The organism is Weissella sp. ESL1177 (assembly GCF_058107185.1).
This window is the reverse complement of record NZ_CM176591.1, coordinates 1834533-1861419: the sequence shown is the minus strand read 5'-3', so window position 1 is coordinate 1861419 and position 26887 is coordinate 1834533. Positions and strand designations below refer to the sequence as shown.

Genomic DNA, 26887 nt, shown 5'->3' with positions numbered 1-26887 from the left:
AGCAGGCAAATAAAATGAAATATGCAGTATTAGGAGCTGGTGCCATGGGCTTACGCTTTGGTGTCTTACTACAAACAGCTGGTTTTGAGGTTGATTTTGTTGATACATGGCCAGAACAGGTTGAAACGATTCGTGCACAACACGGTGTTTACGTTGCTAGGGATGGTCAGAATAAACACTTAGTACCCATTAATATTTACTATCCAGAAGAATATGATGGCCAAGCTGATGTTCTGATCGTCTTTACAAAACAATATTTGCTCCAAGAGCTCTTATCACGTTCGGCACATTTCTTTAACGAACATCAAGTTGTATTAACTTGTATGAACGGGATGGGACATATTGAAAAAATTAATCAATATTTTCCAGCAGAACGTGTCATTGGTGGTACAGCGATGATTGGCACAGTATTAAATGCTGCTGGGGATGTCGATTTTATTGGTCAAAAAGGTGCTGGTTCCGTTAATTTTGCAAATCAAACTGAAAAACCCGATAGCGTTACGCAGCAAATTGTGACAGATTTTGACGTTGCGGGAATGAATCCAACTTTAACGACCAATTTTTCTGGTACATTAATGGCCAAAGTCATCTTTAATTCTGTTGTTAATACACTTTGTACAATGTTTAGGATTCGTATGGGAGAATTTATTCAAGCACCCACAACAAAAGCACTTGCTGTCCAATTAATTGATGAAGCATATGATGTCTGCGAACGTGCTGGTATCAAACTACTGACGACACGTCAAGAAGAATGGCAACAAGTTGTCTCTGTTAGTCAAACTGGTAATCCACTGCATTTCCCATCAATGTATCAAGATCTATCCAATGGTCGAGAAACAGAAGTTGATTATATCAATGGGTACCTTTATGATTTAGGCAAAAAGTATCATTACGAAGCATCAACCCACAACTTTTTACGCAACCTTGTCCACCTCACGGAATATGTCGACAAATTTGATGTTGACCAGTTTATTAAACAAGTCCTTGATGACGACAAAGCTCATGAAAAAAAGACATCTGTCACCGCTAGTTAGTCCAAAAACACACACATTATCATTTACAATGATCAATAACAAGGAGAATATAACATGAAGGAAAAAGTAGAAAATTTGGATTGGGAAAATCTAGGCTTTGAGTACCATGATTTACCATATGACTTTGAAGCAAAGTTTAAAGATGGTCAGTGGCAGCCAGGTGAATTAACCACTCGTTCAACAATTGAGCTATCCGTTGCAGCTGAAGTTCTTCATTACGGTCAAGAGGTCTTTGAAGGATTAAAAGCTTATCGCCGTAAAGATGGTAAAATCAATCTATTTCGACCAGAATTAAACGCTGAACGGATGGTAAATTCTGCAGAACGGATGCTAATGGCACCTTACCCTGTTGCTGATTTCGTTGCGGCTGTCAAACAAGTAGTTAAAGCAAATGAGGCATTCGTTCCGCCATATGGTAGTGGTGGTTCACTTTATTTAAGACCATTTATGATTGGTACAACAACTGTCGTTGGTGTTGCCCCTGCTACTGAATATACCTTTCACATTTATGCCACACCGGTTGGTGCCTATGTTAATGGCTTAAATCCCGCAGCCTATACAGTGAGTGACTACGACCGTGCATCTTATGCTGGTACTGGTCAGGCAAAGACATCTGGTAATTATGCAAGTAGTTTGTTTTCTTCAGCGAAAGCACATCATGATGGCTATGCAGATTGTCTTTTCCTTGATCCTCGTGAACATAAATATGTTGATGAATTTGGTGGTGCAAATTTCTTTGGTATCACAAAAGAAGGCCAATTTGTGACACCTAAGTCAAATTCTATTCTACCTTCAATCACGAAACGTTCCTTACTCCAACTTGCTAAGGATCAAGGATTAAACCCGGTTGAACGGCCTGTACCTTTTGCGGAAGTTGACCAATTTGCTGAAGCCGGTGCAATGGGAACTGCTGCTGTGATTTCACCAGTTGGTTCATTAACCTATGACGGTCAGAAACATGTTTTTTATAGTGAAACTGAAGCTGGTCCAGTGACTACCAAACTATACAATGAGCTCGTTGGCATTCAATACGGTGACCGGCCAGACCCTTATGGCTGGACACAAACGGTTGATTAATAATAAAAATACCAGATGGTCATCTGAAAGAAAGATGACCATCTGGTATTTTATTGTTATCAACAAAAAAGCGAGTGGGATAAAAGACGTTTTGAAGCCGATTGTAACGCCTTATATTCCAACGCCTTACCTATTATTCTATTAATAAATTTACTTGGCTGTCTTAGTCTTCATAAAAATAACTAACCAGATAAAGCTGATGGCGACAATAATCGTACTGAACCAGATTAAATGACTAAATCCAGTTGCTGTTTGTGAAGCAATCGCTGCTTTGGTTGTACCAGTTGTCTGAATGAACAATGCTGCAACTGTCGTACCAACAGCCCCTACGAATTGTTGTACCGTATTAAAAACGGCATTAACATCACCCGCCTGCTGTGGTTGGACTTCAGCAACACCTGCAGTCATTGACACACTAAAAGTTAGGTTTCGTGCTAACGTAAATAGGGCATAAATGACAGTTAGACCGATCGAAGCAATGCTTGGTGCCATAAATGAAAAAATAATCATCACAATCAAGAAGGCAATCGATCCCCATGTTAACGGCTGATTTGCTCCTTTAAGATCATACATTGAACCATAAATAGGTGCGACTGCTGATCCTAACAATGAACCTGGCATCAAAATAAAGCCGGCAATCATGGTTGTTGCCCCAAGTGTTAGTTGACTATATTGTGGTAATGCAAAATTAACTGCCAAGTTAATTGCTTGAGATGTTGCATAAATTAACAATGCCATCACCATTGCCTTACTACGAAAAATTGATAAATCAATTAATTGATGCGTCGCACGTTTTGCAACGATAATAAAGCCAGCCATTGCAACAATTGCAACAATTGCTAAGCTAATAATCGTCGCCGTTATTTTTCCTGATTCTAATTGTCCTAACGCTAACAAAGCTGATGTTAATGAAGCACCAACTAAAATAAATTGGCCCAGTGCAAATTTATTCGTCGACTTTGGTACTTGACGATCAAGATTAAACCAACCAATCATTAATGAGATAATTGTGACTGGTAAGATAATCATAAAAATAGCTCGCCAACCGAGTGTATAGGCAACAATACCACCGTACACCGGTCCCAATGCGGGTGCTAAAGAAATAATCAATGTGCCAAACCCCATGTACTTACCGATTTGAGACATTGGGACACTGGTAAATATAATATTAAATACTAATGGTAAAGCAAACCCCGTTCCGATGGCCATAATTAAACGGCCTAATAATAAGATCCAAAAATTTGGCGCAATAATTGCAATAATATCTCCGATAACAAAGGCTACCCAACCAACTATGTATGTTTGGCGCTTACTCAAAATCGCATTAAAATGTGCTGATGTCAGCATCAATAATGCAACGACCAGTAAATAGGCCGTTGTCAACCATTGGACGGTCCCCATTGGTTGACCAAACTGTTGAATTAATTCTGGAAACGTCACATTCATTGATGTTTCCGTTAAAATACCTGAAAATCCTAAAATTGCTGTCGCCACAATGGACCAAATAACTTTAGATGAAACTTTCTCCTCGTTCATAAATCCTCCTAATTCTCTATAAAAGTGCCTGATTTTTATTTAAGCACATTTTCTTCCTTGTTGTAAGTATCTTTTATGTTACAAAATACTTGTCGTACAGGTTATTCTCTTCTAGAGCATATTAAAAGCTGTCAATCTACCAGATAGCATCCGCTAGACTAACAGCTATTTCTTGCTGACATTAATATTAATCACATCAAGAGACTTATTTAATTTTTAATTTCTGACCAACGACCATATTATCCAAATCAACTGATGGGTTGAGGTTTTGTAATTTTGTCACCGTTAACCCATATTTTGTGGCGATGGCATAAGCAGTCTCACCTGATTGCACAACAACTTTTTTCTTATTAGACGTAGCACTTGTCGACTGAGTACTTTGTGTTGTTGTCGTTGAGCTAGCTGTAGATGAAGATTTACTTGAACTAACTTTGTGGCTACTGCTACTAGCACTGGATGTACTTGAAACTGCTGTCGTTTGTGCGCTTTTATTTGTTAATGCACCATAAGCAACTGGTAATGTAAAACCAATAACAAATAACAAAACATAGCCTACCAAGATAACTAGCCAAAATTTAAATCGAGACGGACGTTTTGATTTCATCTTATCTTCACCTTTGTTTATTATTGTGAATATCATAACATCTTTTTTGATATCCTGTGAACTATTTTATCTTTTTTTACTTATACAGCGGTTAAATTATCAAGAAATTGTACCTTCGTTTGATTTACTGATAAAATGAATTGATTGACGCAAATTTGATTAGGAGAATAGTCATCGTGAAACAACTTTTTAAACTGCTTTTCAATAATAAATTGGTTGCAACCATTATCAACGTTGCTTCACGTGTTGATATCGTCACTGCTAGCTCTTCAATTGCTTACTTTGGCTTATTATCAATTTTTCCAGCTATTGTTATCCTAGGAACCCTACTACCTTATTTGGGACTAACGATTGACACCGCATTAAAATATGCGCAAACAGCTGTCCCTGAATCAGTGTTCACCTTTATTGAACCTGTTATTCGGTCAATTTTAAGTCAAAATGGTGTTGGCGTATTATCAGCATCCATTATCATAACACTATGGTCACTGTCTCGTGTCGTTTCAGCGATTCGGATTGCTCAAAATGGTATTTATAACGTCCAACCTAATAATGTTGCTATTTTTGATCGCTTTATTTCAATGTTTTGGCTAATTATTATTATAAGTATTATTGGCATTTTGCTAATCACTGCTTCAATTGGCTCAAACGTTTTAGAAGCTTTACCAATTAGCAGTCACATTGTCTATCAAATTGAATCCGCGAAACGACTTGTCGTCACCATTGGCCTATTTGTTGGCGCTTTTTTATTCAATACACTGTTACCAATTAAAAAACCACGCATTATTTGGATTTTCGTTGGGACATTTGTCCAAGTGACCATCGTGATTTGGTTAGCAAAGGCTTTCGGATGGTATGTTAATTTTGCTGCCCAAACTTTTACATTTTATCAAGCTTTGAGTTCTGCTATTATTTTATTATTGTGGTTCAATTTTATTGCCTTAGCTTCATTAATTGGAACCATTATTACAAGTATTTTAGAAGAACTATTCCCGCCACGATCTAGTGATCGAGCAAGTAATTGGTACATGATCAAATTATTATTCCGAAATTCAGGAAAAAATAGTAGAAAATAGTTGAATTATCGGATAATGTGCGCTATATTAGTATTTGTTAATAGGAACAAACTTCCCTTTGACTATATGTACAGCAGACTCATAACCTAAGTCCGCAAGACTTAGCTAGTAGGCCTAACTAACCTACACAACCTACTCCTTAAAATACAACCACAAATACCCCTTACTCGTCTATTTGTGGTCAGTATGATGATAACTCGGTTATCATCATACTAAAAAAAGCACCAGCAATCCCACGTTGCTGGTGCTTTTTTGTTGTACTTAATGATAAGCACAAGTCACTTCATGATCATTAATGATGCCAATTGCTTGTAAGAAAGAATAAATCGTCACTGGACCAACAAATTTAAAGCCCATCTTTTTCATCTGCTTTGATACGAAAATTGCTAACTCATTTGTCGCTGGCACAGCTTGATAATTGACGACATGATGATCAATTGGCACATGATCGACAAACGACCACAACCATCGATCAAAAGTTTGTCCACGTTCTTGCAAAGCTAAAATAACTTGCGCATTATTGATCGTTGCTTGTATTTTTTGCCGATGTCGAATAATCGCCTTATTTTGTAATAAACGTTCAACCGCTTGTTCATCATATTGAGCCACTGTTATGAAATCATAATTTGCAAAAGCTTGTCGAAATGCTTGTCGTTTATGTAAGACTGTTCGCCAACTTAATCCTGCTTGGTACGTTTCTAAACTCAATAATTCAAAAAGTCTTTGTTCACGATGCTCTGGTTTACCCCATTCGGTATCATGATAGGCTACCATCAAATCATCATGTTCATCTACCCATTGACAACGCTTCAAATCAGACATCGCTTCCTCCTTACCAAGGGCCAAATCACTTAACTGTAATATTACCATCTGAGACATCAACATTTAATTGATTATTCGTTGCCAAATCATCTAAATAATTAGTACCATAATTCGTCCCATTAACTTTAATGTGTCCTGCAGTTGTTTGCATCTGTAAGCCAACATTAGATAAACCAACGACCTTTAATGAACCATCCATAATTGTCATGATATTATGTCCTGTTAACTGGCTATCCAGTAGTTTCACATGACCACTTGTCATTTGAATCGCGCTTGTATCTGCCGTCGTCTGCTGCAATGTCACTTTACTTTCATCTGCCGATAACATTAAGCGACCAAGATTAGCTTGGTCTGTGTTGATATGACTATCACTACCATTCAAAGTTGTTTGTGAAACCTGTGCCTTTTTTAAAGCCACTGTCGCTGAGTGCGCCGAAACTGATAAACTATGTAACTTTGTTTGATTAAGATGAATATCCGAATCTGATGCGGTTAAGATAGCACGCGTTGCTTGTAAATTTGAAATTGTCATCATGCCATCCATTGCAGATTGACGATATTCATTTAATTTTTTATTAGCAGGTATCGTAACAATCAATTTCTCAGGTTCATGCTTACCGAAACCAACTTCATAACCCTTCTCTTGATTGGGGATATAGTGTATTTTTAACTGATGACCACTTTGGACAACATGTAAAAAGTCTGGATTAGTAATCCGACCAGCAATCGTCACGTTTTTTTGTTTACTTGTTTGAAAAATAACTGGCACATTATCCGTTTCAATATCAATTTTGTTCACAAATTTAACCTCACGATGTACTGTTTTAATCTGTGATACTTCAAAGTGTCCGTTATGCCACCCTAAATTATTTTGTCCATCATGTGCTAAGCCAATCAGCATAATAATAACGCCAAAAGAAATGACGATAAACCCTGTTAAAATATATCGAAATCCCTTATGCATGATGCGTCACCCCTTTGCCCTTATGAGAAAATTTACGACCAACATACTTCACAAAGTGCATTAAACCGCGAAACACTAAGCGAACAATCATCACACCAATTGGCCAAGCGACTAACTGTAAGCCAACAATAATCAGGCCAATCCCACCTTGATATAAACCAGTCGCCCAATTAGTTGGTAATATCGCAATACCACCGACAATTTGGAATAACCCCGTCATTAGGTAATAAATTAGGACGACCACAACAAAAACAGCGATACTGATTGTCGCAAATAAACAAATTAGTATCAATAACATGGCTGGTAACCAAACCACCGATGTCAGTAATCCTTCTAAAACAATACTAATTAAATTAAATTCTCGTTTTAACCAATTTTGATGTTCCTGATGACTCACATCATGTCCAGTTTGGTATGCTTTGTCCTCTTCAAGGCGCAATGAATAATCGACTAATATACGTCGTGCTAATTGTTTTGGTGTCCCCAATTCAGAAATTAACCGTTCACCAGATAATTGCGCATCGGTTGTATACTCTTGATAAAAGCGGATCACATCTTCTTGTTCTTCAGGCGTTAATTGCTGTAAATAATTTTTTACTTGTGTAAAATAAATACTATTTTCCATCGATGTCTCCTTGTAGGATTAACGTATTGATTTTATTACTAAAATCACGCCATTCATCTTGGATACGCTTCATTTCTTGTCGACCCAACTGAGATATTTTATAATATCTGCGATTACGACCTTCAAAAGGTTCATCATAAGTGGTTACCCAGTCACGTTTTTTTAAACGGCGTAGGACTGGATACATCGTAGATTCAGAGACAGCAAATCGCTCTTGAACCTGCTTTGTTAAAGCATAACCATATAAATCTTCTTCAGAAAGCAGCGCTAATACCAGACCATCCATTAAATCGCTTGATAACTGCATTGCCATAACTAATCTTCCTTTACAATACTATAAGACATATAATATAATACAAGTATAAGGAATATAGACTCGTCTGTAAAGTGTTTTAATCCCTAATACTTTGGGAGAAAGTGAGAAATATTATGAACAAAGATAAGAAATTAACAAAATCAAATGATCGTGTTTTATCAGGTGTCCTAGGTGGTATTTCAGAATATTTTGATTTAGATGCATCATTAGTTCGTTTACTGTTTGCAGCGGCCACTATTTTTACGGGATTCTTCCCATTCGTTTTTATCTATATCGTTGCAGTTGTGATTATGCCTGATTCGCCAAAAAAAAATCAATACAAATATCGTTTTGATGAAAATGCTGATGAAAAGCGTCGTGATGTTACCCCCGATGAAGACGATCAAATTTAGTAATTGCATGTCTCAATTTAATAGACGCGTTATATGAAAAATTGTTCAAAATAAAAGACTGCTAATCTAAGAGGCACCCAATCGCTGTAAACAAACTGATTGGGTGCCTCTTAATTTTAACGGTCACTTTTTATTAATCGCTTTCAAGCGGGGACGTAGCATCCTCCTAAATAGAGATTCCGCAATCGCAAAACCAATATCAATCGCCAACGCAATGACCAACGTTTTGATCAAATGACGACCGGCATTTAAATAATGACCTAGCGTAAATTCTTTTAAGCTTGTATAGATAATAATACCTGGTACTAGTGATACTAAACTAGGCACATAAATCATATTAACCGGTGCCTTCATTAAAATAGCTGCAACGTTACCCAAGAGACCAATCGTTAAGGCCGCTAAAAAATTTTGTAAAATAATATTGGGGGTCATCTGCACAGTGAATAAATACACTGTCCATCCACAAGCGCCTGTGATACCGGCAGATAATAAAACACGACGAGGCACATTCGTAATAATACCAAAACCAACTGTTGATAGAAAACTAAAAATAAAGCCACATAAAAATGTCATGAGATACCTCCCATTACAAAATGGACGATAAAACTACCAACAATAGCACCAATGCCAATTGAACCAGCAATCATCATCGCATCGACACCACGTACCAAACCAGAAATAATGTCTCGATCAATCATTTCACGCAAAGAGTTAGTCAATGGTACCCCCGGTACAAGAGGCATTAACGCACTAATCATAATATTAGCAGCACTATCGGCTATGCCAATGCGTTGTAAAAAAGTTGCTAGCAAACTAATGACAAAGCCCCCAACAATGGCACTAAAATAAGGTGCTGTTGCCTGTTGATTTCCCCACTGTGCAGCAAGATAACCTAAAATACCGATTAAAAAAGCGCATGCTAAATCAGACCATGTGGCTTTAAAAAGTAACATTGGCGCCACTGAAACAAATCCGGCACCAATAATTTTTTGTGGCCAAGTAAAATCAATGACTTTATGATCAATTAGCTGTACTTTACGTGCCAATTCACTAAAATCGATTTCATGAGCTGAGAATTGTCGTGACAACGTATTGATCTCATCTACTTTTTGTAAATTAAAAGATGAAATATTCGGTTTAACCAAGTGCGTAGTTGCCCCATTTTCGGTACTAATAAAAATAGCCGTCATCGTTGCATGGCAATTTAAACCAATCCCAGCAGCTTTACCAATGTAAGTAATGGTTGATTCTACTCGAGTCGTTTCAGCACCGTTCTCAAGTAAAATTCTTGCGACCATACCACACACATCAATAATATGATCTAATTTTTCTTTGACCACATTTTTTACCTCCCAAAAACATTGATTTCGTAAATAAATCATAGCATGTCAACAAAGTATTTTATAGCAACTATTTATTTGTTATCACGCTATTTAAAGACCTAATAGCTAACAAAATTTGGCTACTAGGTCTTTAAATGTTTTATCATCTCATCTTACTTGGTCATCGTTATCACAAATTCAGCAAAGCTAGCACGAACATGCCGATGGCAATAACATCGTTCATAAATCAACACAAATATCATTTTTTCTGAGTGTCATGTCCATCACCCTGGTCAAAACATTTTTTAATGAATATTGATTTAATCTTGCCAAATAACCTGCAAATTAGTTGGCTGTGCAATCTGAATCTTTGGATGATCCATGATATATTCGCCGATTAAGTCAGCTGTTTCACGTTGTACTTCTCGAACGGCTTTAGTCATCGAAAACATTGGGAAGTTACCCGCACCACCTGCACGATAATTATTCATCGTTACTTCATAAGTTGCTGTCATGTCAAGCGCTTGACCATCTTTTCGTACTACAACAACACGATCACCCATTGGTCGACGAATATCAATTGTATAGTCAATACCACTCCAAATATCATAATTATAATGTTGTACTTTTGGTGTCGTAAACAATGGATTGATTGCTGGTTGTTCTGTGTCATCAAGCTTAAAATATCGCGCATTAACCTCTAAGGCATCTTTTATATCTTGACCCGTTAATTTTTCAACTACTAATGTGTTCGGAAAAATATAATTTGTCATAATATCACGTTGTGTTACCGCATTCATTAACCCCCGAACTTCATTATTGAATAGCGCGGTGTTAGAGATTTGCGTTCCCGTTGCTGCCATTTGAACGCGATTGACTAGTTCAATAAATGGGTGATTATGCAACCGTGCTGCAAAATGATCAGTAATGGTCATATTGTCTCCGACATAACCCACTGGTGTGTCTAACCAAGCATTGACTTGCTTTTGTAATGGGTCAATTGTTGTCACAATATCTTGCCGTTCTGGTACAGTACCAGTCGTCAATAATTCTGCAGTAGCTGCCGTGCGGTGTTTCTTATCATCTAGAGTAATCGTCATCAATCCAACATGGTCACCACGATAACCTGGTTGGGTTGTCGGTACACCATGAACAACCTCTGCAATTTCACGATGTTGATGCCCTGTGACAAGTGCATCAACACCTGATAATTGTAGTAGTTGAAAACCTTGATTTTCAGACGTAACACGTTCTATTGGCTTACCCGTTTGCAAATCTTCCGCAAAACCGCCATGATAAGCTAACACAAGAACGTCAACTTGTGGCCGTAACTCTTTAATCAATTTTTTGGCAACAACAACCGGATCCTCAAACAATAATCCTGTAATATGAGCAGGCTGCTCCCAATGTGGAATAAATTGTGTCGTTAAGCCAATTACCCCAATCTTAATACCTGCCCGATCAAAAATTTTGTATGCCTGCCCTACAAAAGGTTGTTGCGTCTGTTCATCTAGTATATTGGCATTTAACAAATTAGGTGTTGTCGCAAAGACCTTTTCAATATATGTTCGCCCAAAATTAAATTCATGATTACCTAAGATTCGCACATCATAACCAATTTCATCAGCTAATTGTTGATAAATGTCTACCTGATCAGGTGTTACTTTTTCAATATAATTTGTTAGCGGTGACCCTTGAATAAAATCACCATTTTCAATGGTTAAAACAACGTCGCCTGCTGTTTTAGCTTGTTGCTTATACTGACCAATGATCGTTGCTGCCCTCGTTAGACCAAGACCATCATTTGATAATGGCCGTCGAAAATCATCTGCCCGAATGTAGCCGTGCACATCCGACGTTGAAAGTATTGCTACTTGCATGTTATTCTCCCTTACTTAATCACTTTAAACTGAAAGGGCCAGCAATCTAACCCTTTATTTGGTAGATCGCTAGCTCTTAGACGTGTACCAAAAGATCGTCGCAATGCCCATTGCTTTAAATCTCCTCAATACACTATTTCATTCATATTAGTTTCATCATTAAACTAAACGCTTACGTAATTGACCAGATAAGAAATCAATCACAGTCACCATCACGATAATCCCTAACAATATGATACCAACTTTAGACCACTGGCGCGTCTGTAGCGCAAAAATCAATGGTGCACCAATACCACCAGCACCAACAATTCCCAATATGGCAGCCGAGCGAACCGCAATTTCAAAGCGGTAAAGTGTATAATTCATAAACTCTGGCATGACAGCGGGAATGGTTGCTAAAGTCAGTCCATCTAAAGCTGAGCCACCCGCTGCGATAATTGCTTCGTTCGGACCACGATCAATATTTTCAATTGCTTCCGAAAACAATTTTCCTAACATGCCAATGGAATGAATCGAAACAGCCAAAACACCAGCATAAGCGCCTGGTCCAACTGCTTTAATAAACATAATGGCCAAAACAATTTCTGGAAAGACTCGAATAATTGTTAAAATTAATTTTCCAATCGTCGAACGTGGTGTGAAGAAACCTTTCTTCGTTCGAGCGGCCAAAAAGGCAAAGGGTAATGTTAGAATAGCTGAAATAAATGTTCCAAGGAACGCAATGGCTAATGTCTCAATCAAAGCACTAACCAAATCTTCACCATCCCCAGTATAAACATACGACCAGTCTGGATGGAACAAACCATGAATAATTGACTTAGTCACCGCCACCGCCTGTGGTTTCACAGTTGATAGTGGAATACCTGAAAAAGCCCAAACAAAGATTAACACAACTAAGATCGTTATGATCCATGGACCATACTTTTGCCACGGATTTCGTTGAATTTTTTGCATTATGCCAACGCCTCCCGTAGTCGATTTGAAATACCATCAACGACAATAACAACTACCAAAATTGCTAAAATAACAATAGCCGTACGATCGTAACGGAATAACGATAAAGTTTGATCCAAATACAAACCGACACCACCGGCACCTAAATAACCAAGTACGGTAGAGGCACGGACATTAATTTCTAATGTATATAGAAAATAACTTAAAAATTGATTCATAACCTGTGGTATAACAGCGAAAACAATTTTCTGAATGCCATTCGCACCAACAGAAGTGAGTGCCTCAATTGGTCCATCATCAATCGTTTCAATCGCTTCGTAGAACAATTTAGAAATCATCCCAAAACTAAAAATTGTCAATGCACCAACACCAGCCATTGGTCCAATGCCGACAATGGCAACAAAAACAGCCGCTAACAACAAATCTGGTAACGCGCGAACCAAATTCAAAAAGAAACGAATAATCCCGCGTAAATAAGTATTTTTAACGATATTTCGTGCTGCTAACAAACTAAATGGTACAGCAATAATTGTCCCTAATAAGGTCCCAACAAGTGCCATCTGAATCGTTTGTGCAATCGGTGTAATAATTGAAGAAATAAATGTCCAATCTGGGTGCATCATACGAATCAATAATTGCCAAAATTGATCCCAACTAAAGTTTGCAGTTGCGCCAGTTTTATAACCCGATCCAATAAAAATGAGGACAAATAGGAGGACAGACAAAATGCCCTTAACATGCCACTTTTCACTGAATTGGCGTTCAGGTAAAGTTGCGTTCATAGCTTACTCCTCATCTCCCGCTTCAGCATAAATACCATCGAAATCATCTGCGTTGACTTCAGCAATTGGTTTATCATAAACTAATTGACCACCACGTAGCCCAATAATTCGCGTTGCATACGCCATCGCCAATGACACACTGTGCAAATTAACAACAACTGTCATCCCCATATCATTCAGATGTTGCAAATCATCCATCACCATTTTTGTTGTTTTTGGATCAAGTGAGGCAATTGGTTCATCGGCTAAAACAATATTTGGCGATTGCATCATTGAACGGGCAATCGCAACACGTTGTTGTTGCCCACCAGATAACTCATCTGCACGTATATAATATTTATCCAACATATTGACACGATCCAAAGTAGCAGCCGCTTTTTCTTTATCTTCCTTAGAAAATAAGCCAAAAGTACTTTTGAAGGTTGAATAATACCCTACTCGACCAGCTAACACATTACGTGCAACGGTTGCTCGTTTTACTAAGTTAAAATTTTGGAAAATCATCGCAATATTACGTCGTTGTTCCCGTAATTGCTTGCCTTTAGCTTTCGTAATATCAACGCCATCGAGTAAAATTTCGCCTTCGCTCACATCATGAAGTCGATTGATTGCTCTTAATAATGTACTCTTACCAGCACCAGATAAACCAACAATCACGACAAATTCGCCTGACTGTATATCCAGATTAATATGATCCAACCCAATGGTCCCATTAGGGTAAATCTTAGAAACATTATTAATTTTTATGGTGCCTGCACCATTAGCCATAATTATGCCATCCTATCCTATATAACCCGAAAAAAATTATATATTTTCAAATATGTATTAAAGCGAGCCCTGTCATAAACCATCATGACAAGACTCACTTTTAGATATGCTTATGATAGATTTTTAGTTAATGTTTTCAACTTGCTTTTGATACTTACGAACTGTGTCAAAGTTTGAATCCTTTGACTTTGAAACACCAGCCCAACTGTAAACATCCTTCATAACTTGCTTACCCTTAGCTGTCTTTGATACCTTGATCATTGCCTTTTGAATGGTCTTTGTATCAGCCTTTGAGATACCCTTACGCAATGTAATGGTATCGTTAGGAATCTTTGCTGTGTAAGCTAGTACACGTGTATCTTTAAAGACATCAGGATTATCCTTTTTAACAAGGTTACGAGCATCATCAAAGACAAACGCAGCATCTGTATCACCATTAACGACTGAGATAATTCCTTGATCATGTCCCTTAACCGTGACTAGTTTAGAATTCTTAACAACATTCATGCCCTTCTTGTTCAAATCAACAACAGGGAAAATGTAACCAGCATCTGACGTTGGATTTTGAACAGCAATCTTCTTGCCCTTCAAATCTTTAACATTCTTAATGCTTGAATCCTTCTTGACAACAACCAGTGCCCGATAGTAATCAACTAACTTGTCAGTATCAGAACCATCATTTTTCTTATCATTGATACCATAACGTTGTGACTGCAAAATAACTTTTGCGCCATATTGCTTATGTGCTTGCACATAAGGATCAGGTGGCAAGAAGCCCATATCAACCTTGCCTGATCCCATTGCTTCGACAACTGTATTGTAATCAGTTGAGATCGTAACGTGAACTGGAATACCTAATTGCTTCTTCAACAACTTTTCCAATGGCTTAGCCTTTGCCTGGATCGTATCTGCTTGTGATGAAGGTACGAATTGTACGTTCAACTCTTTCAAATCAACTTTTGAAGCTGCGTCCGCATTAACTGCTGGTATCGCTGATACAACAGTTGTTGCTAACATTGCGACAGTGGCTCCCGCTACAATTTTCTTAAACATGCCCTTTATACTCCTTAATGTTTGTCTGATACACGCTATGTATAGTTATGCTTAAAGGTTACTTAAATAATATCAACGAACGTTAAAAACGTCAATGATTTATATCGTTCACTTTTATTGTAAAACGTTTTATCTAATTGGTTTGTACCAATTAATTGTTCGTATTTTAATCAAAAGCCCCACAAAAAAAGACACCCGTCTAACATTGGACTGATGTCTTTTGTATGATATTTGTTGCAATATAAAACTGGACGGTGAATTACCAAAATATTTTAGCAATTCATCGTCCAGAAAAAGCGATTATTTAATTTTTCAAGTGATATTTAAATTTTTTATATTAATCTTCTTTTTTATTACGTCGATAACCCATACTACCTAACATGAGTAACACTAATAAACTAAACACTTCAACAAATAGGGTATTTACTGATTCACTTTGTTTTACATTTGTTTCAGGTAACTTTATATCATTATTAATGCCCAAATTTTTATTTAATTCGGAATGACTTTTATTATCGTTATTAACATTGTTTACAACAATATCACCTTTTTTACTATTGTCATTGCTTAATTTACCGTCAGAAGTTGTACCATTATTTTCAAACGTGGTTTGCTCTTCTGTAATCATTTCTAATACGCCATAAATTAAAGTTCTTCCTTTAACGTCAGCTGCCATTACTGCTGTTGTTGTCGTTGCAACATTAATATTAGTAATGGCTGTTCTATACGCATCGTTTACTTCAGTAATTAACGCCATCTTACGGTCATCACTTAATGCCGAATTTTGAATTTGATTAATCACATTTGTCCAGGCAGCTGTTAATTCTGTTATCGCAGCATTCTTCGTATCTTGTAATGCTGCAGCATCAACTATTGTCGTAAGTGCAACTTTCCCATTAACCTCTGCTTGATTAATCGTGTCTGCTTCCGTACTTGTATTGATTGTTGCTTGTGCGATTGCTAATTTTTTAGCAATCTCAGCCTTATAAGTTGTCTTTTCTGCATCTGACAGGTTTGTATCTGCATCTATCGCTGCATTCGCTGCCATTGCAGCTTCATTTAACTTACTATTCGCTGCATTCTTCGCATCCTGCAATACAGTACTTTCTGACGTTAATTTATCAGCTACCACATAAATTGCCGTTTTACCGTCACTACCAGCTGTTGCAATTGCTTCAGTTGTCGTTGCAGCAGTGACATTGTTTTCAGCTGCATGATAAGCATCAGTCACTTCTTTAATCAAGGCTGTTTTGCGATCATCACTTAATGCTGATTTTTGAATTTGATTAACCACATCTGTACGTGCGACTTTCAATTCTTTCAAAACTATATTTTTAGCATTTTGTAATGCTGCAGCATCAACTATTGTATTAATGTTTGTTGTGCTATCAGCTATTGCTTGATTAATAGCATCTACGTCTGTACCCGCATTAACTGCTGCTTGGGCTGTTGCTAATGCCTGCGCCACTTCTGCCTTATAAGACGTCTTCTCATCAGCTGTTAAATTAGCATCTGCTTCAATCGCTGCATTTGCTACTGTGGCCACTGCAGCTAATTTACTATTGGCTTCATTCTTTGCATCTTGCAATGCAGCACTTTCTGCTGTTAATTTATCAGCTACCGCATAGATTGCCGTTTTACCGTCACTACCAGCCGTTGCAACTGCTTTAGTCGTTGTTGCAGCAGTGACATTATTTTCAGCTGCATGATAAGCATCAGTCACTTCTTTAATCAAGGCTGTTTTGCGATCATCACTTAATGCTGATTTTTGAATTTGATTAACTACATCTGTACGAGCATCCGTTAATGATTTTATTGTGGCATTCTTTGTATCTTGTAACGCAGCAGTACTAATGATTTCTGTCAGAGTAGTTTTTCCATTAGCCTCTGCTTGATTAAGCGTTGCTGCGTCTGCGCTTGCATTCACTGCATCTTTTGCAGTAGCTAACGCTTGAGCAACTTTAGTCTTGTATGTTGCTTTCTCTGCAGCTGTTAAGTTTATATCTGCATCTATCGCTACATTTGCTGCCGTTGCGGCCTCATCCAGTCTACCATTAGCCGCATTCTTTGCATCTTGTAATGCAGCAACATTAACTGTTGCCGTTAATGCCGTTTTTCCATTAGCTTCTGCTTGATTAAGCGTTGCTGCGTCTGCGCTTGCATTCACTGCATCTTTTGCGGTAGCTAACGCTTGAACAACTTCAGTCTTATATGCTGCTTTCTCTGCAGCTGTTAAGTTTGCATCTGCTTCTATCGCTGCATTCGCTATATCAGCGGCTTCATCTAGTCTACTGTTAGCAGCATTCTTTGCATCTTGTAGTGCAGCGACATTAATTGTTGCCGTTAATGCCGTTTTCCCATTAGCTTCTGCTTGATTAATTGTTACCACATCTGTATCTGCATTTACTGCATCTTTTGCAGTAGCTAACGCTTGCGCCACTTCAGTCTTATATGCTGCTTTCTCTGCAGCTGTTAAGTTTGCATCTGCTTCTATCGCTGCATTCGCTGTATCAGCGGCTTCATCCAGTCTACTGTTAGCAGCATTCTTTGCATCTTGTAGTGCAGCAGTATCTATTATGTTATTAAGTGTTATTTCACCGATTATATTTGCTTGATCAATCGTTGCCGTATCTGTACCTGCATTTATTGCATTTTTTGCAGTGGCTAACGCTTGGGCAACTTCAGTTTTATACGCTGCTTTCTCTGTAACTGTTAAGTTTGCATCTGCTTCTATCGCTGCATTTGCTGTATCAGCAACTTCATCCAATCTATCATTAGCCGCATTTTTCGATTCCTGTAATGCTGCACTTTCTGTTGTTAAGTCATCTAATATTGCGTAGATCGCGGTTTGTCCTTCAGTGCCAGCTATTGTCGTTGCTGCCATAGTCGTTGCACTGTCAACATTATTAATCGCTGTATTGTATGCATCAGTGACTTCGGCAACTAATGCTGATTTACGTTCATCACTCAATGCTGAATTTTGAATTTGATCAACCACATCTGTGTGTGCAACTGCCAATGCTTTCATTGCTGCATTCTTTGTATCTTGTAACCTTGCATCACCAATTATTCCAGTAAATGTCGTTTTACCGTTAGCTTCTGTTTGATTGATTGTTGTCGTATCTGTATCTGTATTAATTGCATCCTTTGCAGTCGTCAACGCTTGCGTCACTTTTGCCTTATAAGATGACTTTTCATCAACCGTCAAATTAGTGTCTGCTTCAATCGCCGCATTCGCTGCAGTTGCGGCTTCATCTAACCTATTGTTAGCTTCATTTTTCGCGTCTTGTAACGCTGCAGTATGAATTGTCCCAGTAAATGTTGTTTTACCATTAGCTTCTGCCTGGTTAATTTCATTTATATCTGTACCCATATTAACTGTTTCTTGGGCTGTTGCTAGCGCTTGCGCCACTTCTGCCTTATAAGCTATCTTTTCGTCAACTGTCAAATTAGCATCTGCTTCAATCGCTGCATTTGCTACCGTTGCAGCGTCATCTAACCTGCTGTTGGCCGCATTTTTCGCATCTTGTAATGCTGCAGCATCAATTATTCCAGTAAACGTTGTTTCACCATTGGCTGCGTCTTGATTAACTGCATCAACTTCTGTACCCGCATTAACTGCTGCTTGAGCCGTTGCTAATGCTTGCGCTACTTCTGCCTTATAAGACGTCTTTTCATCAGCCGTCAAATTAGTGTCTGCTTCAATCGCTGCATTCGCTGCTGTGGCCGCTGTATCTAACTGACTATTAGCTGCATCTTTGGTTTCTTGTAGTATGGTACTTTCTGTCGTTAATTTATTCAAAACCGCATCAATGTCTGTTTGTCCCGCATTACCAGCTTTTGCTACCGCAGATATTGTTTTTGCAGCAGTGACATTGTTTTCAGCTGCATTATAGGCATCAGTCACTTCTTTAATCAAGGCTGTTTTACGGTCATCACTCAATGCTGATTTTTGAATTTGATTAACCACATTCGTGCGTTCGGTAGCCAATGCTGCTGTTGTAGCACTCTTTGCATTTTGTAACGCTGCTGTACCAACTATTGTATTAATAGTTGTTGTGCCATCAGTTATTACTTGATTAATGGTGTCTGAATCTGTACCTGCATTAACTTTATCCTGTGCACTGGTTAATGTCTGCGCCACTTCTTCCTTATAAGTTGTCTTTTCTGCATCTGATAAGTTTGTATCTGCATCTATCGCTGCATTTGCTACCGTTGCAGCGTCATCTAACCTGCTGTTGGCCGCATTTTTCGCATCTTGTAATGCTGCAGCATCAACTATTGTATTAATGGTTGTTGTGCCATCAGTTATTACTTGATTAATGGCGTCTGCATCTGTACCTGCATTAACTTTATCCTGTGCACTGGTTAATGTCTGCGCCACTTCTTCCTTATAAGTTGTCTTTTCTGCATCTGATAAGTTTGTATCTGCATCTATCACTGCGTTCGCTGCCGTTGCAGCTTCATTTAACTTGCTATTAGCAGCATTCTTCGCATCCTGCAACCCTGCAGCATCAACTATTGTATTAATGGTTGTTGTGCCATCAGTTATTACTTGATTAATGGTGTCTGCATCTGTACCTGCATTAACTTTATCCTGTGCACTGGTTAATGTCTGCGCCACTTCTTCCTTATAAGTTGTCTTTTCTGCATCTGATAAGTTTGTATCTGCATCTATCGCTGCGTTCGCTGCCGTTGCAGCTTCATTTAACTTGCTATTAGCAGCATTCTTCGCATCCTGCAATGCAGTACTTTCTGCTGTTAATTTATCAGCTACCGCATAAATTGCCGTTTTACCGTCACTACCAGCTGTTGCAATTGCTTCAGTTGTCGTTGCAGCAGTGACATTGTTTTCAGCTACATTATAAGCATCCGTCACTTCTTTAATCAAGGCTGTTTTACGATCATCACTTAATGCTGATTTTTGAATTTGATTAACCACATCTGTACGTGCGACTTTCAATTCTTTCAAAACTATATTTTTAGCATCTTGTAATGCTGCAGCGTCAACTATTCCAGTAAACGTTATTTTACCATTTGCTTCCGCTTGATTAATAGCAGCTGCTTCTGTACCCGCATTAACTGCTGCTTGAGCTGTTGCTAATGCCTGCGCCACTTCTGCCTTATAAGACATCTTCTCATCAGCTGTTAAATCAGCATCTGCTTCTATCGCTGCGTTCGCTGTCGTTGCAGCTTCATTTAATTTGCTATTAGCAGCATTCTTCGCATCTTGCAATGCAGCACTTTCTGCTGTTAATTTATCAGCTACCGCATAAATTGCCGTTTTACCGTCACTACCAGCCGTTGCAACTGCTTTAGTCGTTGTTGCAGCAGTGACATTATTTTCAGTTGCATGATAAGCATCAGTTACTTCTTTAATCAAGGCTGTTTTGCGATCATCACTTAATGCTGATTTTTGAATTTGATTAACTACATCTGTACGAGCATCCGTTAATGATTTCATTGTGGCATTCTTTGTATCTTGTAACACTGCAGCTTCTACCGTTTCAGTAAATGTAGTTGTCCCATCAGCTATTACTTGATTGATAGCATCTGCATCTGTACCCGCATTAACTTTATCCTGTGCATTAGCTAATGCTTGCGCCACTTCTGTCTTATAAGCTACCTTTTCCTCAGATGTTAAATTATGATTTGCTTCAATTGCCTTATTGGCTTGTGATGCTTCTGCAGCTAATTTGCTATTCGCTGCATTCTTCGCATCTTGTAATGCTGCGGATCCAACGATTGACGTAAAGGTTGTTTCGCCATTAGCTTCAGCTTGATTAATCGTTTCTGCATCTGTACCCGCATTGACTTTATCTTGTGCACTAGCTAATGCTTGCGCCACTTCTGCCTTATAAGACGTCTTCTCGTCAGCTGTTAAATTAGCATCTGCTTCAATCGCCACATTCGTTGCTGTTGCTACTGCAGCTAACTTGCTATTCGCTGCATTCTTTGCATCTTGTAATGCAGCGGACCCAATGACTGAAGTAAAGGTTGTTTCACCATTGGCTTCAGCTTGATCAATCATTTCTGCATCTGTACCTGCATTAACTTTATCCTGTGCACTGGCTAATGCCTTCGCCACTTCTGCCTTATAAGCTGTCTTTTCGTCAGTTGTCAAGTTTGCATCTGCCTCAATCACGGCATTAGCCGCCGTAGCTGCTGCAGCTAATTTACTATTCGCTGCATTCTTTTTATCTTGTAATGCTGCAACACCAACTGTTTCAGAAAACGATGTTGTTCCAGAGGCCAACGCTTGATTAATACCGTCTACATCCATACTTGCATTGACTTTATCTTGTGCACTAGCTAGTGTTTGCGCCACTTCCGCCTTATAAGACGTTTTCTCGTCAGCTGTCAAATTAGTATCTGCATCAATCATTGTATTCGCTGTGGCAGCTGCTGTCGCTAATTTACTATTCGCTGCATTTTTCGTATCTTGTAATTTTGCATCACTAACAGTTGTTGTAATTGCTGTTTTACCACTTGCTTCCGCTTGATTAATCGTTTCTGCATCTGTACCTGCATTAACTTTATCCTGTGCACTGGCTAATGCCTTCGCCACTTCTGCTTTATAAGACGTCTTCTCGTCAGCTGTCAAATTAGCATCTGCTTCAATCGCTGTATCTGCTACTGTTGCCGCTGCTTCCAACCTACTATTTGCTGCATCTTTGGCTCCTTGCAATGCAGCACTTTCTGTTGTTAAATCATCCAATACTGCATAAATTGCTGTTCGCCCTTCACTACCAGCTGTCGCAACCGCTTTAGTCGTTGTTGCAGCAGTGACATTGTTTTCAGCTGTAGTATAAGCATCAGTCACTTCTTCAATCAACGCTGCTTTACGGTCATCACTTAATGTTGAACTTTGAATTTGATCAATAACATCTGTACGTGCCGTTGCCAATGCTTTAATGGCTGCGTTCTTTGTCCCTTGTAAAACAGCGACATTAACAGTTGTAGTAAAGGTTGTTTTACCATTTGCTTCTGCTTGATTAATTGCATCAACATCTGTACTTGCATTCACTGCTGCTTGAGCCGTTGCTAATTTTTGTGCTATTTCAGTCTTATAAGCGATTTTTTCATCATCTGTTAAATTGGTATCTGCTTCAATCGCTGCATTCGCTGCACTTGCTGCATCATCTAACTGATTATTTGCCACATTTTTCGCATCTTGTAACATTGCTGCACTAACGACTGTAGCAAGTGCTGTTTCACCATTTCCTTCCGCTTGATTAATCGTTTCTGCGTCCGTACCCGCATTAATTTTACCTTGGGCTGCCGCTAATGCTTGTGCCACTGCTGATTTATAAGTTGTCTTTTCGTCAGCTGTCAAATTAGCATCTGCTTCAATTGTTGCGCTTGCTGTGGCAGCTGCCGCAGATAATTTGCTATTAGCTGCATTCTTCGCATCTTGTAATGCTGCAGATCCAACAATTGACGTAAATGTTGTTTCACCATTCGCTTCTGCTTGATTAATCGTTTCTGCATCTGTACCCGCATTAATCTTGTCTTGTGCCGTGGCTAATGCTTGGGTCACTTCTGCCTTATAAGACGTTTTTTCGTCAGCTGTCAAATTAGCATCTGCTTCAATCGTTGCATTCGCTGTGGCAGCCGCTATCGTTAATTTACTGTTGGCGGCATTCTTCGCATCTTGCAACGCTGCTGCACCCACAATTGACGTAAATGTTGTTTCACCATTTGCTTCCGCTTGATTAACTGTTTTAACGTCGGTACCGGCATTAATCTTGTCTTGTGCCGTGGCTAATGCCTGAGTCACTTTTGCCTTATAAGACGTTTTCTCGTCAGCTGTCAAATTAGTATCTGCTTCAATCGTTGCATTCGCTGTGGCAGCTGCTGCATCTAACTTGCTATTTGCCGCATCCTTCGCATCTTGTAATGCAACACTCTCTATCGTTAACTTATCTAACACTGCATCAATGGCTGCTTGACCATCAGTACCAGTTGTTGCAACGGTTGTTGTTGTCGTTGCATTATTAACATTATTAACTGCTGTATTATAAGCAGTAGTCACTTCATCTATCAAGGCTGTTTTACGTTCATCGCTTAATGATGCATTTTGAATTTGACTAATCGCATCTGTACGTGCTGTTGTCAATGCCGCTATAGCCGCATTCTTTGCATTTTGTAACGTTGCAACATCAACTGTTCCAGTAATCGCCGTTTCAGCATTTGTTTCTGCTTGTGAAATGATATCATTATCGATTGCATTATTAATTGTCGTTGTTGCGTTCGTTACTGAAGATTCTATTTGTGCAACGTACATTGCCTTTTCATCTGCCGTTAAATTAGCATCATTCGCAATAGCTTCTTTTGCTGTTTCACTCGTTGCTTTAATTTTTGATATTGCATTCGTTTTAGCTGCTTGCAACGTTGTATCTGCAATTTTCTGTGTCCCCGCTATTTTTGCTGTATCAATACTATCTTCGTCGACAGCACTATTAATAGACGTTGTCGTATCTGTTACAATTTTTTCAATTTCAGCATTATACTGTGCTTTTTCTTCATCACTTAGACTAGTATTATTAGCTATTGTTTCCTTAGAATTTTTTGCTGCTGTTTCAACTTCTATGATTGCATTTGCCTTACTTGCTTCCAATGCAACAGCCGTGACTGTTTCTTTACCATTAGTAATGGCTTGATTTAAACTATCTGTATCTTTCGCGTTAGCTATTTGTACATTAACAGCATTAACTGATTCATCAATCTGTGCTTTATAAGCATTTTTAACATCATCTGTCAAATTAACATTAGCGTCGATGGCATCTTTTGCTGCTGTTGCTGCTTGATTTAGTGCACTAGTATCTGCATCTTTATTACTTGTTAATTCATTAAAATCAGTAATATCATTATGCCATACATCATATGATTGACTAGCATCTGTATTACCCGTAGCATCATCAATATTTGCAGCAGCTTGTTTTGCAAGTTCATCTAATTGATTATTAAGGATGTTTCTCTGTTCATCTGTCAAATTGGTTAATTGTGACATTTGATTTTGCGCATCGACTTTTTCTTGTTCAATCTTTTCCTTAAGTTGATCTTTTGTTAGAATTTCCAGATCTTGACTAGCCACGTCACTATCAATAAAGTTTCTTGTTGCTAATAAATTAATATCTGATCCTGGTGTCAAATCACTAACTTCATCTGTTGGAATTGTAAAAGTGAACTTATAACCCTTACCAGAATCATCAGCTACTGTTGCTGATTGTGCGGCATATACAACAGTAGAATCGACACCATTTTCACGCCAATATGGACTCTCTAGTGCATTACCTTTTATCTCATCACCATTAACATCAGCATGAATATATGCACCTGCAACATCGGTATAACCTGTAATTGTTTTTGACCCATCCGAGTTAGTTGTGATCGTTATATCATCAGAAAGTGAAACAAAATCATTAGCCGCTACGAATTCTAGTTTTGCGGCACTTTCAGCTGTTCCCAAAGCATTCAATTTTGAAATTAAAGCTTGCTCATCGGCTTGTGTCAATCCAATAATTTTATCTTGATCTGTTGTTGATACTGTAATTTTACCATTTGATCCAGTAAAACTAATCGTCTTAAAGGGTCCAGTAATCCCTGTATCATCTTTTAAACGAGACTTACTAATAACAAATGATGCATCCTTTATCCATTGTGCATTTGTATTAGTCCCCGTATATAGTAAGAAATCATTTGGGTTATCAATTTCAACATTCTTACCCGTATCTAATAAAATAATTTTACCTGTTCCACTTGTAGCATCATCTAATGAGACTTTAAAGATACTACCAGTCAAAACAGCATTCCCGTTGATATGTACCAGTGTACCAGCAAAATCAGCCATATCATGCCCTAAGACATTAAATTCAGCATTTTTACCGATATTTAATTTACCATTAATATATATAGCTGTATTTGCTTCTTGACCCCAAGATCCATTTTTACTAATATTTCCCGTCACATTAATATTGACTTTAGCTCCATCTTCAATATTAACAACGGTATTAACATCTGTAATACTAATAGCTGCAATAGCATTTTTACTTGTTTCATCAGCATTAATATTAAGAGTACCACCAGATTCTACTGTCAGCGTACCACTTCCAGACATATAAATACCATTTGCTTTACTACTTCCTTCAGCATTTCCAGTAGTAAATGTGCCATTATCATGTGGTATCAAAGTAACCACCGCACCATCTTTAACGGTTATACTACTGTTTGCCCCAGTCATTTTAATAACATTGTCTTTATACGTCGAACCCTCAAATTGAGAATCCGTATCAAAAATTACGTGACTATTAGCAGCTGTAAATTCCATGACTTGCTGTGCATTTGCAACTGACACTGTTGTACCGTCTGGACTAGTGTACTCATTAACCGTATTAACGACATTATGTCCTTGGAAAATAGCGGTTGTATTCGCATTGGCATAGAATAACTGTGCACCAGTATATGTCATATCAATAAAAGTTAATGTTGCTGACTTACCTGCATTATTTTCATTTAATACTCCATAATAAGAAGTACTATAGATATCAATATTTTTATAAGTTAAATCTGTCTTTCCGGTAATATAATGACCACTAAAATCAACTTTATAACGACCATTATCATTTGAGCGAATAATTAAACCTGTATTAGCTGATGGAATATTTATAGAACCCGACCCTGTTCCAACAATATCATTATCTACAATGATCTCGTGTGTTGCTGCATTTGTTACAGCATTAGTAAATTCTTGCCATGTTGTCACATGTGTCGCTGTGGTATCATCATCTGCCTTTGTTAGATTATCAGTTGCTTTTGCACTCTGTACACGCTCATCATAGACTTCATGTTGATTTGCTTCATTCGTTTCAGAAACACTATCTATTGCTTGTGTAATTTCTACACCTGATTGATTGTCTGAATCACTTGTTGATTGATTTGAATCCGTATCACTACTTTCAACAGCAGTCTCATTATTTTCTAGACTAGAATCACTACTATCGTTTGGATTTACTGCAGTATTTGCTGATGAATCTATCGCAACACTAGTTGTCTGATTACCTGTTACTAAAATTTCATCAGTTGATGATGTATCAGTTTCCGATTTTGAATCTGTTGTGTTACTTTCCAACCCTGTTGGTACTGTATCTACATTATGTATCTCTGTTGTCACAACATTTTCTGCTGATGAAGATATGTCACTACTTGCTGAACTTGATAGTTCTGTTGAAGTAGCAGTATCTACTTTAGATTCATCATTGACATCATTCTTGTTAGATTCACTTGCCACTTCACTGTCATTAGATGACGAAATTACTTCGGTTGGTGTTGTATCTTCATTAGGGACTACCATACTAGATTCAGTACTGGTATTCTTGTCATTTTGTTCATTATTAGTACTCGTTACTGTCGAACTTTGCTGATTCTCCGATTCACTCTGATTATTATCAGATGTTGTACTACTATTTGATTTAATAACAGTGACATTACTGTTATTACCATCAGCATGTACTTCTCCCGTTAATGACATACCTGCCATCATAACTGCTATGGTTGAAATAGATGCAAAAACCCATTTTTTACCATCTTTATACATTTTATAGTGTTGTTTCATTGCCCATTTCTCCTTATGATAACCACATCTATTTGATCTAAAAATTTAACAAATTAAATTTTACTATT

At 38.1% G+C, this 26887-nt stretch carries 18 protein-coding genes; 4 read left to right on the top strand and 14 right to left on the bottom strand.

Features of this window, described 5'->3' with window-relative positions; genetic code table 11:
• The first annotated feature begins 14 nt into the window (after positions 1-14).
• Together AC3B5D_RS08985 and AC3B5D_RS08980 are read left to right on the top strand one after the other, a co-directional pair.
• Positions 15-1034: a ketopantoate reductase family protein gene (locus AC3B5D_RS08985; RefSeq protein ID WP_489840365.1), complete on the top strand. Its 1020-nt coding sequence runs from the start codon at positions 15-17 to the stop codon at positions 1032-1034.
• A gap of 54 nt (positions 1035-1088) precedes the next feature.
• On the top strand, positions 1089-2111 hold the full coding sequence (locus tag AC3B5D_RS08980; protein WP_489840366.1) for a branched-chain amino acid aminotransferase: 1023 nt from the start codon (positions 1089-1091) through the stop codon (positions 2109-2111).
• A 150-nt stretch (positions 2112-2261) separates the two neighbouring features.
• On the opposite strand, the gene AC3B5D_RS08975 is transcribed toward AC3B5D_RS08980, so the two are convergent.
• Positions 2262-3647 (bottom strand): MFS transporter, encoded by a 1386-nt coding sequence (locus AC3B5D_RS08975; RefSeq protein ID WP_489840367.1) that lies wholly within the window; start codon positions 3645-3647, stop codon positions 2262-2264.
• 205 nt (positions 3648-3852) lie between these two features.
• Positions 3853-4251 carry a LysM peptidoglycan-binding domain-containing protein gene (locus AC3B5D_RS08970; protein ID WP_489840368.1) on the bottom strand — a complete coding sequence of 133 codons (399 nt, stop codon included), beginning with the start codon at positions 4249-4251 and terminating at the stop codon, positions 3853-3855.
• Positions 4252-4427: 176 nt separating this feature from the next.
• Between AC3B5D_RS08970 and AC3B5D_RS08965 the strand changes: the two genes are divergently transcribed.
• Positions 4428-5327 carry a YihY/virulence factor BrkB family protein gene (locus AC3B5D_RS08965; protein ID WP_489840369.1) on the top strand — a complete coding sequence of 300 codons (900 nt, stop codon included), beginning with the start codon at positions 4428-4430 and terminating at the stop codon, positions 5325-5327.
• Positions 5328-5588: 261 nt separating this feature from the next.
• Here AC3B5D_RS08965 and AC3B5D_RS08960 read toward each other — a convergent pair whose 3' ends face one another.
• From AC3B5D_RS08960 to AC3B5D_RS08945, 4 genes are read right to left on the bottom strand one after another with little or no spacing between them, the layout of a single operon-like run.
• A complete protein-coding gene (locus tag AC3B5D_RS08960) occupies positions 5589-6140 on the bottom strand; it encodes a DNA-3-methyladenine glycosylase I (protein ID WP_489840606.1) in 552 nt (183 codons plus the stop codon).
• A gap of 34 nt (positions 6141-6174) precedes the next feature.
• A complete protein-coding gene (locus tag AC3B5D_RS08955; RefSeq protein ID WP_489840370.1) occupies positions 6175-7113 on the bottom strand; it encodes a DUF4097 family beta strand repeat-containing protein in 939 nt (312 codons plus the stop codon).
• Entirely contained in the window at positions 7106-7738 is a 633-nt protein-coding gene (locus AC3B5D_RS08950; protein WP_489840371.1) for a DUF1700 domain-containing protein, read from the bottom strand. Before AC3B5D_RS08950 ends, AC3B5D_RS08955 begins: the two co-directional genes overlap by 8 nt.
• On the bottom strand, positions 7728-8051 hold the full coding sequence (locus AC3B5D_RS08945; protein ID WP_489840372.1) for a PadR family transcriptional regulator: 324 nt from the start codon (positions 8049-8051) through the stop codon (positions 7728-7730). Before AC3B5D_RS08945 ends, AC3B5D_RS08950 begins: the two co-directional genes overlap by 11 nt.
• 116 nt (positions 8052-8167) lie before the next feature.
• Here AC3B5D_RS08945 and AC3B5D_RS08940 point away from each other — a divergent pair, with 116 nt between their 5' ends.
• Complete coding sequence (locus AC3B5D_RS08940) at positions 8168-8446, top strand: PspC domain-containing protein (protein WP_489840373.1); 279 nt, start codon at positions 8168-8170, stop codon at positions 8444-8446.
• 123 nt (positions 8447-8569) lie between these two features.
• Here the strand turns inward: AC3B5D_RS08940 and AC3B5D_RS08935 are convergent, their stop codons facing one another.
• The 8 genes from AC3B5D_RS08935 to AC3B5D_RS08900 form a co-directional block, all read right to left on the bottom strand.
• Positions 8570-9019 (bottom strand): threonine/serine exporter family protein, encoded by a 450-nt coding sequence (locus AC3B5D_RS08935; protein ID WP_489840374.1) that lies wholly within the window; start codon positions 9017-9019, stop codon positions 8570-8572.
• Positions 9016-9744, bottom strand: coding sequence for a threonine/serine exporter family protein (locus AC3B5D_RS08930; RefSeq protein WP_489840607.1), 729 nt, complete (start codon positions 9742-9744; stop codon positions 9016-9018). Before AC3B5D_RS08930 ends, AC3B5D_RS08935 begins: the two co-directional genes overlap by 4 nt.
• Before the next feature lie 344 nt (positions 9745-10088).
• A complete protein-coding gene (locus AC3B5D_RS08925) occupies positions 10089-11648 on the bottom strand; it encodes a bifunctional metallophosphatase/5'-nucleotidase (RefSeq protein WP_489840375.1) in 1560 nt (519 codons plus the stop codon).
• A gap of 159 nt (positions 11649-11807) precedes the next feature.
• Positions 11808-12602: a phosphonate ABC transporter, permease protein PhnE gene (gene phnE, locus AC3B5D_RS08920; RefSeq protein ID WP_489840376.1), complete on the bottom strand. Its 795-nt coding sequence runs from the start codon at positions 12600-12602 to the stop codon at positions 11808-11810.
• On the bottom strand, positions 12602-13384 hold the full coding sequence (gene phnE / locus AC3B5D_RS08915) for a phosphonate ABC transporter, permease protein PhnE (RefSeq protein ID WP_489840377.1): 783 nt from the start codon (positions 13382-13384) through the stop codon (positions 12602-12604). The genes phnE (AC3B5D_RS08920) and phnE (AC3B5D_RS08915) overlap by 1 nt, the downstream gene beginning before the upstream one ends.
• Positions 13385-13387: 3 nt before the next feature.
• Positions 13388-14152, bottom strand: a complete 765-nt coding sequence (phnC, locus tag AC3B5D_RS08910) for a phosphonate ABC transporter ATP-binding protein (RefSeq protein WP_489840378.1) — start codon at positions 14150-14152, stop codon at positions 13388-13390.
• Between the two features lie 123 nt (positions 14153-14275).
• Positions 14276-15205 carry a phosphate/phosphite/phosphonate ABC transporter substrate-binding protein gene (locus AC3B5D_RS08905; RefSeq protein ID WP_489840379.1) on the bottom strand — a complete coding sequence of 310 codons (930 nt, stop codon included), beginning with the start codon at positions 15203-15205 and terminating at the stop codon, positions 14276-14278.
• A 337-nt stretch (positions 15206-15542) separates the two neighbouring features.
• Entirely contained in the window at positions 15543-26819 is an 11277-nt protein-coding gene (locus tag AC3B5D_RS08900; RefSeq protein ID WP_489840380.1) for a DUF1542 domain-containing protein, read from the bottom strand.
• Positions 26820-26887 lie beyond the last annotated feature (68 nt).

Coding starts and splice junctions, on each gene's coding strand:
- AC3B5D_RS08955 (WP_489840370.1), bottom strand. CDS start 7,113: ATGCATAAGGGATTTCGATATATTTTAACAGGGTTTATCGTCATTTCT.
- phnE (WP_489840377.1), bottom strand. CDS start 13,384: ATGAACGCAACTTTACCTGAACGCCAATTCAGTGAAAAGTGGCATGTT.
- AC3B5D_RS08940 (WP_489840373.1), top strand. CDS start 8,168: ATGAACAAAGATAAGAAATTAACAAAATCAAATGATCGTGTTTTATCA.
- AC3B5D_RS08980 (WP_489840366.1), top strand. CDS start 1,089: ATGAAGGAAAAAGTAGAAAATTTGGATTGGGAAAATCTAGGCTTTGAG.
- AC3B5D_RS08970 (WP_489840368.1), bottom strand. CDS start 4,251: ATGAAATCAAAACGTCCGTCTCGATTTAAATTTTGGCTAGTTATCTTG.
- AC3B5D_RS08905 (WP_489840379.1), bottom strand. CDS start 15,205: ATGTTTAAGAAAATTGTAGCGGGAGCCACTGTCGCAATGTTAGCAACA.
- phnC (WP_489840378.1), bottom strand. CDS start 14,152: ATGGCTAATGGTGCAGGCACCATAAAAATTAATAATGTTTCTAAGATT.
- AC3B5D_RS08950 (WP_489840371.1), bottom strand. CDS start 7,738: ATGGAAAATAGTATTTATTTTACACAAGTAAAAAATTATTTACAGCAA.
- AC3B5D_RS08975 (WP_489840367.1), bottom strand. CDS start 3,647: ATGAACGAGGAGAAAGTTTCATCTAAAGTTATTTGGTCCATTGTGGCG.
- AC3B5D_RS08900 (WP_489840380.1), bottom strand. CDS start 26,819: ATGAAACAACACTATAAAATGTATAAAGATGGTAAAAAATGGGTTTTT.
- AC3B5D_RS08945 (WP_489840372.1), bottom strand. CDS start 8,051: ATGGCAATGCAGTTATCAAGCGATTTAATGGATGGTCTGGTATTAGCG.
- phnE (WP_489840376.1), bottom strand. CDS start 12,602: ATGCAAAAAATTCAACGAAATCCGTGGCAAAAGTATGGTCCATGGATC.
- AC3B5D_RS08935 (WP_489840374.1), bottom strand. CDS start 9,019: ATGACATTTTTATGTGGCTTTATTTTTAGTTTTCTATCAACAGTTGGT.
- AC3B5D_RS08985 (WP_489840365.1), top strand. CDS start 15: ATGAAATATGCAGTATTAGGAGCTGGTGCCATGGGCTTACGCTTTGGT.
- AC3B5D_RS08930 (WP_489840607.1), bottom strand. CDS start 9,744: ATGGTCGCAAGAATTTTACTTGAGAACGGTGCTGAAACGACTCGAGTA.
- AC3B5D_RS08925 (WP_489840375.1), bottom strand. CDS start 11,648: ATGCAAGTAGCAATACTTTCAACGTCGGATGTGCACGGCTACATTCGG.